Here is a 15,116-nt window from a genome sequence, read left to right on the forward strand (position 1 = left end):
TGGGCAACAACTATGCCACCCTTTCCTCAAAAAACATTGTCATATATAGCGGGTAGGAAATTTTCTTGTCTGCAATTCCTATGTTTCCCGAAATCAGTTTTATGGCATACGGGGGCTGAAATTTTTCTATAAATTCGTTAAGTGAAACAGTTGCATTATTCCCCGATTTTACTTCCACGGGAATTATGTCGCTCTCTTTTACCAGTAAAAACTCTATTTCTTGACTGTTATTTTCGGGTTTGTAATAATGAAGTCCCAATTTCTTTTTTGAGAGCATATCTGCGACAAGATTTTCGTAAATACCGCCTTTAACGGGTCCTGCAAGAGTGTTTTCTATAACTGCTTTTTTCATTTCAAAGCCGTACATTGCAGTTAAAATTCCTATGTCCGTGCAGTAAATTTTATACCAATCGTCTCTGACGTAGGCGTTTATAGGGAATTTCGGAAGCGATACGTTTGTGCAGAATTTAATAAGCCCCGCGTCTCGAAGCCATTCGAGTGTGTTTTCGTATTTTCTCGAAGTTCCCTTTTTTTCTACAACCGAAAACTGGAATTTCTTATTTTCTTTTGCCAACTGTTTTGGAATTGATAAATAACAATTTCGTGCTTTCGGACGCTCACTTGCAGAGGCGTATTTTGCTATGTCGTCCAAATAGCTGTCCAATATTTTTTGTTGAACGGCGTGGACTTGAGCAAAGTTTCCCGTTTCAATAAAGCATTTTACAACTTCGGGCATTCCGCCGACAACGCAATATTCCCGCAAATATTTTATCATTGTGTCGTTCATATCCGCAGGAATTTGTTTTTTATCGGTATAGTATTTTTTTATACCTGCTATAACCTCATTTGATATTCCTTTTGCCCATAGAAATTCCTCAAAATCAAACGAAAACATTTCCATTTGCCGCTCGTATCCGACAGGAACCGACGAAATTTCCTTATATGAAATTCCGAGCATCGAGCCCGAAGCAATGCAATCAAAACGCTCGTCCTGCGCCAAAAATTTAAGCGCTGTTCTTGCTTGCGGGCATTCTTGAATTTCATCGAGAAACAAAAGCGTTTCGTTCTCGATGAATTTGAAGTTCGGGAAATTAAGTGAAATTTTACTTAGAATTTCATTGCTCGACAATTCGCCCTCAAAGACTTGCTTTAATTCGGGGGTCTCAAAAAAGTTTATCGTTATGAAACTTTTGTAATATTCTCTGCCGAAAGTTTCAATAGAATGTGTTTTTCCTATCTGTCTCGCTCCGCGAACAAGCAGGCATTCGTTTTTTTTGTGAATTTTCCATCTTAAGTAATCGTCGATTATTTTTCTTTTCATACAAACCTCCGTAAAATCCGCTTTGTCAGCCATAATATACTATATGCTAAAACGGAAATGCATATTTTCAGACCTTGGATTTTGTAAAAACGCATATTTTCAGACCTTGAATTTTATAAAAATGCATATTTTTAGACCTTCAGTTCAAAATATATACAGTAAAAACAATAAAAATAGTAAGATTTTTGTTTTGAGATTTTCTAAAGAAACAAGAATAAAAGTTTTAATGGTCGGAGTGAGAGGATTTGAACCACCGACCCCTTGCACCCCATGCAAGTGCGCTACCAGGCTGCGCCACACTCCGACAAAATTAAACTTTGCGGCAGTAAAATAATATTTATCACGGTGCAAAAAGGGTAATTTCAGAAAAAAAATGAATTTTGGTGATTTTCTTTAAAATCTATACTGAGAAATATAGTATATTACCGACAGTAAAAATGAAAATTATTGTGTCGGTGCGATAATTTACCAAAGAGGGACAAGTGTTTATTTTTAATAGAATTTCAAATTTTTTAGACTCGTATTCACGAGAACGTCCGTTGCTTATGCAGGCGACTTTTACGGTGTTGGCTTTTTTGGCTATGTTTATTTCAAGTTATATTTTTATTGGCAACACCATCCGAAGCAATCTGGTTCGGAATATGGAAAGTATGTTTTATCTATGGCAAGAGCACATATCAATAGCGACGGAAAAAATAGGGATTTCCGAAGAAGAATTATGGGAATATATGTCAGGTTCAGCGAATGTGCAGGGATGTATCGGAATGGTTTTATCGGAAGATTTAGATGTGCTTGTTCACCCTAATCCTTACTTTATAGGCTTAAATATCAGAAATCCTAAAATCCCCGTCTCGGTTTTTGCAGATGATTTACTTGCCGGAGTAGATATTTCGGGGCGTGTAATGTATCATTATATTACGGGCGGACAGTACATAGTGTTCCTTAGGCAACTTCCAAACGGCAAATATTTGGGTTTTGCCGCTCCAAAAAATATGTATTACGAACGTATGACGGAAAATATGTTGTTTCTCGGAATTATAAGTGTTATTTTTGCGCTGGTTTTAATTGTCGGTTTGCTTAAAATAGATATGGCAAGAAGAAATTCCGACGAGGAAAAAAAGCGTCAAAGCGCATTTTTGGCGAATATGAGCCACGAAATCCGTACGCCTATGAATGCTATTATAGGTATGTCTTCTATCGGGAAAAATGCCAATGCTATTGAGCGAAAAGACTATTGTTTCTCAAAAATAGAGGACGCTTCCAAGCACTTGTTAGGCTTAATTAACGATGTTTTGGATATGGCGAAAATTGCGGCAAACAAAATGGAACTTCACGAGGAGAATTTTGATTTTGAGAAAATGTTGCAACGTGTGGTTAATATGATAACTTTTTCCACGGGACAAAAACAGCAGGATTTGTCGGTAAAAATCGACTGTAATATTCCTACAAATCTTATTGGAGACGACCACCGACTTGCGCAAGTTATTACAAATTTACTCTCTAACGCGACAAAGTTTACTCCCGAAGGCGGAAAAATTCATCTTGAAGTTTCTCTTTTAGGCGAAGAAAATGACAATTGTACAATACTATTTAAGGTTAAGGACAGCGGAATTGGTATGAGCAAGGAGCAGTTGTCAAAATTATTTACCTCCTTTCAGCAAGCGGAAGTAAGCACTTCTCGCAGATTTGGCGGAACGGGGCTTGGCTTGGTGCTTGTAAAGAGCTTTGTGGAAATGATGGGCGGAAAAGTCAACGTGGAATCCGAACTCGGCAGTGGTGCGACTTTCAGCTTTACTCTTGTTATGAAGCGGGGAGAGGGTGCGCGCAAAACTTTTTACGGCGGCGTTAAAAGCAACATAAAAATATTGGCAGTGGACGACGACCCCGACGCCGTGGAGTATGTTAAAGAAATATTGTCGGGTTTCGGTATTTCGTGCGATACAGCCTTGTGCGGCGCAGAAGCTCTTGACATTGTCAATAAAAACGGAGCTTACGATATTTATATTATTGATTGGAAAATGCCCGACATAGATGGAATAGCGCTAAGCGATAAGTTAAAAGATGGAGGCTTTGCGGAGTCAGACAAATCGGTTGTAATTTTGATTTCATCAACCCAATTAAGCGAAATAGAGTGGGGCACTCCAATGACCTTAGACAGATTTTTGCAAAAACCGTTGTTCCCGTCTGCATTGATTGGTGTTTTGGACGAATTTTTGGGAACGGAGCAGTCTCAACCGATAACGGAGGTAGAATTCGCCAAATCAGTCGGTTATTTCAGCGGCTATCGTGTTTTGCTGGTAGAGGATGTGTTGCTTAATTGCGAAATATTTATGGCTCTTTTCGAGGAAGACCAAATTGAAGTGGAATGCGCAGAAAACGGTATAAAAGCGATAGAAAAATTTACCGCCGCTCCCGAAAAGTACGATTTAATTCTTATGGATGTGCAAATGCCCGAAATGGACGGATACGAGGCAACCAAGCGCATAAGAGCAATGAGCGACATTCCGCAGGCAAAAACAGTGCCTATAATCGCTATGACTGCCAATGTGTTCAGAGAAGATATAGAAAGATGTTTGAAGTCGGGTATGAACGACCACGTTGCCAAGCCGCTTGATTACGACATAGTTTTTGAAAAATTGCGCAAATATTTGCCTAACAAAACATAAAAACAAGAAGAGAAAATTTCAGATACAAAAAAAATGAGAGACAAAAGATTTGTCAAAAAAAATCTTCCCATAAATATACTAAATATTGCGCCGAAATCGCATTTGATTATCGGCATATAGTATTTTATTTATAGAAATCAATATAATATATGTGCTTTTTGGAGAGCGTGAAAGGGAAAAGAAATGTCTGATGACGCAAAGAAAATTAATTCGGATTATGACGCGGATGATATTAAATCACTAAAAGGGCTTGAGGCGGTCAGAAAACGCCCCGCAATGTATATCGGCTCAACAGGGTCGGCAGGACTTCATCACTTGGTTTACGAAATTGTAGATAACGCCATTGACGAAGCGTTGGCGGGATATTGCGACAGGGTAGAGGTTGTAATTCACGCGAATAACGGAATAACCGTAAAGGATAACGGGCGCGGAATTCCCGTTGGCTGGAACAAAGAAGAAAATATGACCGCTTTGGAATTGGTGCTTTGCACGCTTCACGCAGGCGGAAAATTCGATAATTCCAACTATAAGGTTTCGGGCGGACTTCACGGGGTGGGGTCGAGTTGCGTTAACGCGCTTTCGTATTATATGCGCGCCGAAATAAAACGCGACGGCAGAATTTATGAAATGGAATTTGAGCGTGGCGACAAAAAAGACGACCTTAAAGTGATAGGGGAGACCACCGAGCGCGGAACGACCATAAGCTTTTATCCCGACCCGCAAATTTTTGAAGAAACAAAATACAGTTTCAAGATTTTGACGACTTCTCTTCGCGAAAAAGCGTTCCTTAATAAAGGAATAAAAATTCTGATTACCGACGAGCGTGAAAATACTCCCGAAGGCGTGCGTGAAAAATTGGAAGACGGCAAAGAAAACCCGCTTTGGACGGGAAGGATTGCAGGAGAGCCGACAAGGCACGAGTTTTGCTTTCCCAACGGAATTATCGACTACGTAAAATACCTCAACGGCGCGCACGTAAATGCCGAAACAGGCGAGATTGCTTTTGACGAGGACACGAAAAAACAGCTTTTGCTTCCCGATCCCGTGCATTTTAATCACGTGGAACCCGGTATGGAGCTCGATGTCGCTTTCCAGTATAACGACGGCTACGACGAAAGAGTGTTTTCTTTTGCCAACAACATAAACACCCGCGACGGCGGAACGCACCTTTTGGGCTTCAGAAACGGCGTTTGGGCGACGATAGAGAAATATATCGACGAAAACCGCGAAAATATTAAAGCGCTCAAAGGAAAGCAGAAAGACGGCAAGGCGAAAAAAGGCAAAGAAAAAGACGAAAAGGCGAAAAAAGAAGATAAAATCAAAATTGAGCGCGCGGACTTGTGGGAAGGTCTTACGGCGGTTGTCAGCGTGAAGCTCAGCGAGCCTCAGTTCGAGGGGCAGACAAAGCAAAAATTGGGAAATTCGGGCGTTTCTGCAATCGTGAATAAAAACGTGCAGGAAAGTTTGGGCGCGTATCTTCAGGAAAATCCGAAAATCGCGGAAGAAATTTGCAATAAAATAGTAAATGCGGCGATTGCCAGAGAAGCGGCTCGAAACGCGCAGGAAAACGTTAGAAAAGTGGTAAGGGAAGGTCGCGGAAAATCGGAAAAGCTTACGGATTGCACCAGCAAAATTTTTGCAGAGCGCGAAGTGTTCTTGGTTGAGGGTAATTCGGCGGGCGGAACTGCAAAGCGCGGACGAAACCCCAAAACTCAGGCGATTTTCTGCTTGCGCGGTAAAATTATCAACGTGGAAAAGGCGCGAATTGACAAAGTTTTGATGAACAAAGAAATCGAGGATATGATTTTCCGCGTTTTTAAGTGCGGAATTGGCGATACTTTCGATATGAACACGCTTCGCTACAACAAAATCATAATTATGACCGACGCCGACGTTGACGGGGCGCACATTCGCACGTTGCTTTTGACTTTCTTTTACAGAAAACTGCCTAAACTTATCGAAGAAGGGCACGTTTATATTGCTTGTCCGCCGCTTTTCAGAATTAAAGCAGGGAAAATCGATAAGTATGTTCATTCGGAAGAAGAAAAAGAAAAAGTTATTGAAGAGAATAATCTCAAAGAGAGTAAAAGCGTAAAAGTTTCGCGTTTCAAAGGTCTCGGAGAAATGAACCCCGAAGAGCTTTCGGCAACTACAATGCATCAAAAAACGCGTTATCTGAAAAAAGTGTTTATTGAAGACGCTATTGAAGCGGACAGAATATTTATGACGCTTATGGGCGAAGAAGTAGAGCCGAGAAAAAGATTTATCGAAGAAAACGCCGACAAAGCGGACATTGACGCGTAAAGTAAGTTTAATTTGGAAAATTGTAGGGGCGTATTGCATACGCCCAAAAACGGAGGACGAATTTGAAAAAACCGACAATGCTTATTTCTAACGACGATGGATATTTTGCATCGGGAATTGAGGCGTTAATCTGTGCTTTTAAGGAGAAATACGATGTGCTTGTCGTTGCTCCCGAAACCGAACAGAGCGGAAAAAGCCACTCGTTTACTTTCGGCTCTCCTCTTAATTACAGAAAAATTGAGCGCGCCGACGACGTGCCGTGCTTTTCTGTAGATGGTTCGCCGTCGGATTGCGTTAAAGTGGCATTTGCGCACCTTATGCCGCAAAAGCCCGATTTTGTAATTTCGGGGATAAATGCGGGTGAAAATATCGGAATAGCCAATTTTTATTCGGGGACTTGCGCGGTGGCGCGTGAAGCGGGCTTTTGGCGTGTCCCCGCGGTTGCATTTTCGCTTCATTCGGGTCAAAAAGAAAATATGGCGCAATACGGAAATCTTTCTCTCGAAGTTTTTGAAAAACTGCGTGAAGCGGGCTTTTTGGACAAAGCCGGTAAAACAATTTACAACGTAAATTTTCCCGATACTCCCGTAAATGAGGTTAAGGGAATGAAAATCGTTCGTCAAAGTCTGGCGTACTACAAGGACACATACATTCTCGAAGACGGCGAAGTGGGTGGAAAAATCCGCCTCCGCGCCAACGAGGACGGAATGGCGGAAAGAGAGAATTGCCACGAAACCTACGACATAGCGGCAAATTTCGCAGGATATTCGACAATCACTCCGCTTTTGTTAGATGCGACAGATGATTTGGAATTGGAAAAACTTAAATTAACTTACAAGGGAACAGAAAAATGAGCGCATTAATTGACGTGGATGCAAAAATTGTAGAAATCCAAGGAACAAAAGTTTTGGTGGATAGCGATGTCGCTATTTTGTATGGTGTCGAAACTAAGCGGATTAACGAAGCCGTAAAAAACAATCCCGATAAGTTCCCTAACGGATACATGATCATTGCAAATGATGCCGAAAAAAGCGAACTGGTCGAAAATTTCGACCGGTTCGAAGCGCTGAAGCATTCGTCAGCCCCAGTTAAAGCATTTACCGAAAAAGGGTTGTATATGCTTGCAACAATTCTAAAAAGTGAAAAAGCGACACAAACAACCTTGGCGATAATTGAAACGTTCGCAAAAATTCGCGAATTGACACGGACTGTCGGTGAATTAACGAAGACAACAACAAAAGAGGAAAAAGAGCCACTTGCTAAAAGAAGCGGTGAAATCATTTCCGATATTTTAGGTGATTCGCTGAGCGTGGCGGAAGATGAAATAACATTTGAAATAAACTTGGCGGTTATGAGTTTCAAGCATAGAATTACGAGAAAAAGAAACTCTTAGGCAGTTGACGGTTGTTTAGCGAATTGAAAAAAAGGAAAAGTAATGAGAAAGGATAATATCATTTTTCAGATTACCGAAGAAGATGTGCAAGCAGAGTCGATGGAAAGATTGGGCAGAAAATTGACCGATGATGAAATGCGCATTGCAAGAAAAGGTATTGAGTGGGGGCTTGGTGATGCAGCACTTGTTCCGACTTATGGCGCAATTTTTGGTGAAATGATAAAAGGAGGAAAGGGGGTAATGATATGAGCGATATAAATCCCAATTCAGATAAGTATTTTATTGATAGTCTCGATTTGTCAATTGCTAGTAATTTTCCTAAATTTGTAAAGTCAATAGAATTTATGTCATTTAGACATATAACAGATTTGAAAATTGAATTTCACCACCCTATTTCTGTTGTATCAGGAACTAATCGTTCGGGAAAATCGACTATTTTAATGGCTTTGGCTTGTAGTCATATAGAATTTAAGAAGCAAGATGTGAAAAACGGAAAATATAGAAGGCATACTTGGAGTGATTTAATGTTATTTACAAGGCACGATAAACAACAAGAGGACTGGACTTATTATATTACTTACAAATTAGGTGATAAGCAACCTGATAGAAAAAGAGGGCAAAGAAAGCACACAACTAAGAAATGGAATGGGATAGGTAAAAAAGAAACCCAATTTAAGGATAGGCAGGTTGTTTTTGTTGATATGGATAGGATTTTGCCAGCAAGGAATTTTGGTAATGCGGTGTATTGGCGAGCCAAAAATGCTCAATTGTCTAATATATCTGATAATAATGCAGTTAGAATGCAGAAATATATGTCTTATGTTTTAGAAGAAAAATTTACGCTTAATAGAGTAGTGAGTTATGTTGATAAAGATGTGTATAAATACACTAATTCAAATGAATATTCGAGTTATAATGCGGCAAGCGGGGAAGAAGTTTTGTCTAATATAATAATAGATTTGGTCGAAGCCGATAGAAATTCTTTGATTTTAATCGACGAAATAGAGATTGGACTTCATCCAAAAGTGCAAAGAAGGCTGATGCAAGTAATATATCACATAGCGAAAGAGGATAATAAACAGTTTGTTATTACAACTCATTCCCCGTCTATCCTTTCATCTGTTCCAGATAAGGCGAGAGTGTTTATAGATAAATCGTATAATGGCGAATTTAAAACAATTTCAAACATTAGTATAAACTCTGCTTTGTCTAGGATGGACTCTGAATCATACCCATTAGTAGATTTGTTTTGTGAAGACGATACCGCTAAATTTATTATAGAAAAAGCGGTGTCAAAAATTCAAGATGTGGGAAACCCGAATTTTTCAGAACTTGTCAATGTGATAATTGTTGGAAGTGCCGATAAAACTTATAATTGTTTTCAATCTCACAAAAATACATACAAATTTAAAAAGGTGAAAACTGGATATGCCTGTGTTTTAGATGGGGATATGAGAAGTGATTCACGGTTTTCAGAAGACGAATGTTTACACTTTCTTTATTCTGATTTTCCGCCTGAGAGATTCTTAACAGATGAATACGAAAAATTAAATCCTAATACAAGTTTGAGGTATCATATAAACGATAGCAATTGTCATTGTTTATTTGAGAAAATGAATGAATTATCTGTTGGAACAAACAAAAGAGAAGCGCTTGAAATTTGCTGGGGTAGTTTTGTTAATACACCTGATGGACAAGCATATTTTACAGAATTGCAAAGTTTTATAATTAGTGTAACTAAAAAATTTTCACCAGATTTATGAAAGAAGGAGACAAAATAAAATGACCGCCATCCTCTCCAAAATCCTCGCCGAAAAGCAGGCGAAAATGCCGGGCGGCTTGTACCACAAAACGCAGGTTAATTTGTGCTACAATTCAAACAGAATTGAGGGAAGCAAGATTTCGGAAGAGGAAACGCGATATATTTTTGAGACGAAAACCGTTGGATTTCAGGGCGATGGCGCGCTTCCGATTGATGATATTATTGAAACGGCTAACCATTTTGTGGCGTTTGATTATATGTTGGAAAGTATTGACGAAGACTTATCGAATGAGATTATTAAGGAGTTTCACAGGATTTTGAAAAATGCAACTGCGCAGGCGAATTCGGAATGGTTTGCGTTGGGAGATTGGAAAAAAATACCGAACGAAGTCGGCGGAATTGAAACAACTTTGCCGCAAAATGTTGAAGAAGAAATGTGCAAATTGAACGAATGGTATTTGAATTTGAAAGAAAAAACTATAGAAAATATTGTGGAATACCACTGGCGATTTGAAAAAATTCACCCGTTTCAGGACGGGAACGGGCGAGTTGGGCGATTGGTGATGTTTCGCGAGTGTTTGAAGCATAATATTGTGCCGTTTATTATTGAAGACCAATACAAAAGGTATTATTATCGCGGGCTTGCGGAGTTTGACAGAGCGCGGGAATATTTGATTGATACGTGCCTTTCGGCGCAAGATGTTTATCGCGAGTGGGTTAGGTATTTTTATTCCGAATTGGTGAATTAAAAAAGAAATAAAAAAGTAAGGAGTTTATATAAATGAGCGAAAACGAAGAAGACAAAATTGAAGAGGTAGAAACAGAAGTTGTTTCGCAGGTTGACGCGGACGGAATTGTTTCGCCTGTTCTCTTGGAAGAAGAAATGAAGCATTCGATGCTTGACTACGCTATGAGCGTGATTACGGCGAGAGCGTTGCCCGATGTGCGCGACGGACTTAAGCCCGTACACAGACGAATTTTGTATAGTATGCACGAAAACGGCTGGACGTCGTCGGCGTCTGCCAAAGTTAAGTGCGCAAAAGTTGTTGGTGCGGTAATGGGTGATTATCACCCGCACGGCGATATGTCAATTTATCACGCGCTTGTGCGTTTGTCGCAACCGTGGTCTTTGCGATATTGCGCGATTGACTTTCAGGGTGGTAATGGCTCGATTGACGGCGACGATCCTGCGTCATATCGTTATACGGAGTGTAAATTAGACAAATTTGCGGACGAAATGCTTGTCGATATTAACAAAAATGTTGTAGATATGGCAAAAAACTTTTCCGAAGATAAGGACGAACCATCGGTTTTGCCGTCGAGAATTCCGTTTTTGTTGGTGAACGGTTCTTCGGGAATTGCGGTCGGAATGGCGACCAATATGCCTCCGCACAATTTAAGAGAAATCGTTAACGGAATTAAAGCGACATTGGAAAATCCCGAAATAGAAACCGACGAATTGATAAAATACATTCCCGCCCCCGATTTTCCGACGGGAGGACTTATTTACGGAAGACACGGCGCGGTGGATGCCTACAAAACAGGTCGCGGGAAAATTCTTATGCGCGCAAAAGCCGAAATTGTCGATACCGACAGTAGCGGTCAGGGCGGAAAAATTATTATTACCGAAATTCCGTATATGCTCAGCAAAGACAATCTTGTAAAGAAAATGGAAGAGTTGGCGGCAGATAAAGAAAACGGGATTTCGGGAATTGCCGACATCGAAGACGAATCGTCGGATATTGACGAAGAGGGCAGCGGCAAGAAAAAGAACAGCGCCGGCAAAATCGGAGTAAAAATTATCGTTCACGTAAAGAGAGACGATTATGCCGAGGTTGTCCTTAATCAGCTGTATAAAATGTCGCCGCTTCAATCCAGTTTCGGAATTTTGAACTTGGCGCTTGTGGACGGTCGTCCGCGTTTGCTTAATCTTAAGCAACTTATTGAATATTATATCGACCACCGCTTGGACGTAATTACCCGCAAAACGCAGTTTGATTTGAACAAGGCAAACGCCCGCGCTCATATTGTGGACGGACTTATTATCGCTTCCGACAACACCGACGAAGTTATAAAAATTATTCGAGGAAGCGACGACGAAGCGGCGGCAAGAACTACTTTACAAAGCAGATTTTCGCTGTCGGAAATTCAGTCAAAAGCGATTACCGATATGCGTTTGGGATTACTTACCAAAATGAACAAGCTTGAACTCGAAAACGAGAAGAAGGACTTGCTCGAAAAGATTGCGGATTTGATGGATATTCTGGCAAAGCGCGAAAGAAAAGTTGCAATTATCAACGAAGATTTGGACGACATCATCAAAAAATACGGAGACGAAAGGCGCTCGATTATTGTTGACGCGGCGGGCGATATTGACATCGAAGATATGATACCCGACGAAGAAATGGTGATTACAATGACTCGCGCGGGCTACATAAAACGAACTGCCGCGGACACCTACAAAACGCAGGGTCGCGGCGGTCGCGGACTAAAAGGAATGACTTCCAAAGACAGTGATTTTGTAGAAAATCTTTTTGTTGCCTCGGCTCACGATACGATTATGTTCTTCACGGATAAGGGGCGTTGCTACGGAATTAAGGTTTGGGAATTGCCCGAAGGCGACAGAACGGCGAAAGGTCGTCCGATTGTAAACGTAATTGAAGGCTTGCAGGAAAGTGGCGAAAAAATCGCTTCTCAGGTTATTGTCTCAAAAGAAAATTTTGAGAACAGCGAAAATCTGTTTATTGTTCAGGCTACGCAAAAGGGAATTGTGAACCGTCAATCGCTCGATAAATACGCTAATTTGCGCAGAAACGGCTTAAACTCTATGAAGCTGGACGACGACGAAAAATTGGTGAGCGCGGTTTTGTGTGAAACGGACGACAACTTGGTTATCGCTTCGGCAGACGGAAATGCGGTGCGCTTCCCAGTCGAAAAAGCAAGAGCGGTAGGACGAAATACGCACGGGGTTCGCGGAATTAGACTGCGCGATGGCGACGAAGTTATCGGAATGGTGAAAGCAAAAGCCGACGACGAAAAAATCCTTACGGTAACCGAAAACGGCTACGGAAAACGCACGCTTTTGAGCGAATATCGAATTACAAACCGCGGCGGAAAAGGGATTATCAACATAAAAACGAGCGAGCGCAACGGAAAAGTAATAAATATTATGAACCCCGACGACGGCGACGATTTGTTGATAATCACCAAAAACGGAATAATTATTCGCGTTTCCGTTGCAAAAATAAACGTTATCGGACGAAACACCCAAGGCGTAAGGCTTATGAATTTGGACGACGGCGACAAAGTAATCGACGTAAGCGATTGCGGAAACAGCGACGACGACGACGAAATCGAAACGAGCGAGCTTCCTCAGGCAAATCCCGAAGATTTGTTGGAAGACGCTGACCCCGAAGAAATAGAAGTGGAAGAAGAAACGGATACCGAGGACTAATAAAAAAGGAGTGAGAAATGGTAACACAAATTCCAAGCAACGCGTCAAGCGAAACGTGGAGAATGTTCAGAGTAATTTCTGAATTTGTAGATGGAATTCAATCAATGTCGAATGTCGGACCTTGCGTGTCGGTTTTCGGCTCGGCGAGAACACCGGCGGACGACCGATATTTTAAGCAGGCGATTGAAATGGGCAGATTGTGCGCAGAAAACGGCTATGGAGTAATTACAGGCGGCGGACCCGGTATTATGGAAGCGGCGCATATCGGCGCGCGCGAGGTAAAAGACGGGAAAGCAATCGGCTTGAACATAAATCTTCCGATGGAGCAGTTTCCAAACCCTTATCAAAATATAAAATTGGATTTTCATTACTTTTTTGTGAGAAAAGTTATGTTTTTGCGTTATTCTTCGGCGATAGTTGTTTGTCCCGGAGGATTTGGAACGCTCGACGAATTATTTGAAGTATTGACGCTTGTTCAGACAAACAAGTCGCAGAAAGTTCCGATAGTTCTGCTCGGCAAAGATTTTTGGGGCGGAATGATGGATTGGGTTGAAAAGGTGATGCTTAAAGACAACAAGTATATCTGCCCCGACGACCCGAAATTGATGCATTTGACCGACGACCCGAACGAGGCGATTCGTATAATTAACGAGTTTAACAAAAAACGCACATCGGCGACAAACTTTTAATTTTTTGTTATGCTTATGGATGTTTACGATTCGGAACACAGGAAACGTAAAAAAACAGGCGCCTTGCCGAGCGAACAAGGTTCTGCAAGGCGCCCGTATTTGGGTGTGCGTTTCGATTGTTGCGGCGTATATACGCGGCTGTATCGCCCTGTTGAGCGTCCGTATTATTACGGAAATTGCCCGAAATGCGGAAAAGCGGTGCATATTCCTGTGGCAAAAGGCGGGAGTTCGTCGCGTTTTTTCTCTGTAAGCTAAAAAAACTTGCGCTTTGATGTTGCAATTTAGTATATTCCCCACTAAAAGGAGGCTAAAAATATGGAAACCGCAGATGTAATAAGATTGATTTGGGTTGTTGTATTTTTCTTCTCTGTGTTGATTTTGTTTTTTATTTGGTCGAAGACAATCGTAATAACAAGGACGCTCGCTAGAACAAGAGTGCTTTTGAAAAAATTGGATACGCTTTACGACCCCGAAGAGCCTAAAGGCGACGAAAGCAAAAATAAAAAATAAAATTTATATCAGTTCTTTGAAAAGAGTGTTTTTTAAGCGTTAAGTACGTGCTTTTTGTTTATTGTGATGTTTTTAGGAACAAAAAGCAACTTGCTGATATAATTTACAGATGAAAACATCATTGAAAAAGAGAAAAATTACTTTGGAGTAAAAATGGAACTAATTTTAGTTGTAGTTATTGCGCTTGTAGGATTATCGATAATTCTTCAGTTGACAACCTTGGTGAAAATCACACAAATTCAGAACGGTCAGAAACACAAGCCGCACAATCAAAATCCCGTGCATAATCACGGAAAAAAACACGGAAATCAAAACCAGAACCAGAACAAAAACAAAAATCCGCAGCAGGATAACCGTGTAAATCAAAACAATAATCGTCCCGCGCAACAGCAACAGGCAAATCCCAATCAAAACAAACAGCAGCAACCGAGTGCGCCCGAGAAAAAATTTGATAAGATAGTATCTAACGCACAGCCGTTGAAAGAGACGAACGCGCAGTTAGCAAATCGCCCGAAGCCACAACAGCAGGGTGGAAACAACAATGGCAAGCCAAAGGTTTACAGCGAAAGAACAGCACCTGCTCAAAATCAGGGTGTTCAAAAGCAGGAAAGACCCGCCAACGCGCCGATAAAACAACAAGAGTTGCCAAAATCGGAAGCGGATAGAGAAGAGCAACCGCAACAACCGAAAACGGAAGCGCCAAAAGCAACTCCGCAAGTCGAAGAAGCAAGAAACGACGACGCATCGGTTTCATACGGCAGACGCTGATTTACAAAAAGACATCGAGATTTCTCGATGTCTTTTTTTTTGTCAATTTTCACCCAAAACAATTTTTCCACCCCACTTTGCTGTAAACAAATAGTATTTTCCACGTAAAATCACCTAAATCTAACAAATGGGAGAAAAATGAACAAAATTATCACAAATATGAAAATTCCCTTGACAGAGGAGCGTGGTCGAAATTACTCTCTCTCTCTCTCTCTCTCTCTCTCTCTCTCTCTCTCTCTCTCTTAGTAC

At 41.0% G+C, this 15,116-nt stretch carries 13 protein-coding genes and 1 tRNA gene; 12 read left to right on the top strand and 2 right to left on the bottom strand.

Annotated elements, in window-relative coordinates:
• Positions 1-10: 10 nt before the first annotated feature.
• Positions 11-1,321 carry an AAA family ATPase gene (locus FWE23_02405; protein MCL2844288.1) on the bottom strand — a complete coding sequence of 437 codons (1,311 nt, stop codon included), beginning with the start codon at positions 1,319-1,321 and terminating at the stop codon, positions 11-13.
• A gap of 227 nt (positions 1,322-1,548) precedes the next feature.
• A tRNA-Pro gene (locus FWE23_02410) sits at positions 1,549-1,625 on the bottom strand.
• 178 nt (positions 1,626-1,803) lie between these two features.
• Between FWE23_02410 and FWE23_02415 the strand changes: the two genes are divergently transcribed.
• The 12 genes from FWE23_02415 (at position 1,804) to FWE23_02470 (ending at position 14,867) form a co-directional block, all read left to right on the top strand.
• Entirely contained in the window at positions 1,804-3,987 is a 2,184-nt protein-coding gene (locus FWE23_02415) for a response regulator (GenBank protein MCL2844289.1), read from the top strand.
• Positions 3,988-4,170: 183 nt separating this feature from the next.
• Positions 4,171-6,291 carry a DNA gyrase subunit B gene (locus tag FWE23_02420; GenBank protein ID MCL2844290.1) on the top strand — a complete coding sequence of 707 codons (2,121 nt, stop codon included), beginning with the start codon at positions 4,171-4,173 and terminating at the stop codon, positions 6,289-6,291.
• Positions 6,292-6,353: 62 nt separating this feature from the next.
• A complete protein-coding gene (surE, locus tag FWE23_02425) occupies positions 6,354-7,145 on the top strand; it encodes a 5'/3'-nucleotidase SurE (GenBank protein MCL2844291.1) in 792 nt (263 codons plus the stop codon).
• Entirely contained in the window at positions 7,142-7,684 is a 543-nt protein-coding gene (locus FWE23_02430; GenBank protein MCL2844292.1) for an ORF6N domain-containing protein, read from the top strand. The genes surE and FWE23_02430 overlap by 4 nt, the downstream gene beginning before the upstream one ends.
• Positions 7,685-7,726: 42 nt before the next feature.
• Complete coding sequence (locus FWE23_02435; protein MCL2844293.1) at positions 7,727-7,933, top strand: hypothetical protein; 207 nt, start codon at positions 7,727-7,729, stop codon at positions 7,931-7,933.
• On the top strand, positions 7,930-9,447 hold the full coding sequence (locus tag FWE23_02440) for an AAA family ATPase (protein ID MCL2844294.1): 1,518 nt from the start codon (positions 7,930-7,932) through the stop codon (positions 9,445-9,447). The genes FWE23_02435 and FWE23_02440 overlap by 4 nt, the downstream gene beginning before the upstream one ends.
• A gap of 19 nt (positions 9,448-9,466) precedes the next feature.
• The gene (locus FWE23_02445) at positions 9,467-10,195 is read left to right on the top strand and encodes a Fic family protein (protein MCL2844295.1); all 729 of its coding nucleotides are present in this window, start codon (positions 9,467-9,469) and stop codon (positions 10,193-10,195) included.
• 32 nt (positions 10,196-10,227) lie between these two features.
• Positions 10,228-12,900 (top strand): DNA gyrase subunit A, encoded by a 2,673-nt coding sequence (gyrA, locus tag FWE23_02450; protein ID MCL2844296.1) that lies wholly within the window; start codon positions 10,228-10,230, stop codon positions 12,898-12,900.
• Positions 12,901-12,917: 17 nt separating this feature from the next.
• Complete coding sequence (locus FWE23_02455) at positions 12,918-13,589, top strand: TIGR00730 family Rossman fold protein (protein ID MCL2844297.1); 672 nt, start codon at positions 12,918-12,920, stop codon at positions 13,587-13,589.
• 99 nt (positions 13,590-13,688) lie between these two features.
• A complete protein-coding gene (locus FWE23_02460) occupies positions 13,689-13,844 on the top strand; it encodes a hypothetical protein (protein MCL2844298.1) in 156 nt (51 codons plus the stop codon).
• A 60-nt stretch (positions 13,845-13,904) separates the two neighbouring features.
• Positions 13,905-14,099 carry a hypothetical protein gene (locus FWE23_02465; protein ID MCL2844299.1) on the top strand — a complete coding sequence of 65 codons (195 nt, stop codon included), beginning with the start codon at positions 13,905-13,907 and terminating at the stop codon, positions 14,097-14,099.
• Positions 14,100-14,252: 153 nt separating this feature from the next.
• A complete protein-coding gene (locus FWE23_02470) occupies positions 14,253-14,867 on the top strand; it encodes a hypothetical protein (GenBank protein ID MCL2844300.1) in 615 nt (204 codons plus the stop codon).
• Positions 14,868-15,116 lie beyond the last annotated feature (249 nt).

The sequence above is a fragment of the Chitinivibrionia bacterium genome (assembly GCA_009779925.1).
GTDB lineage: Bacteria > Fibrobacterota > Chitinivibrionia > Chitinivibrionales > Chitinivibrionaceae > WRFX01.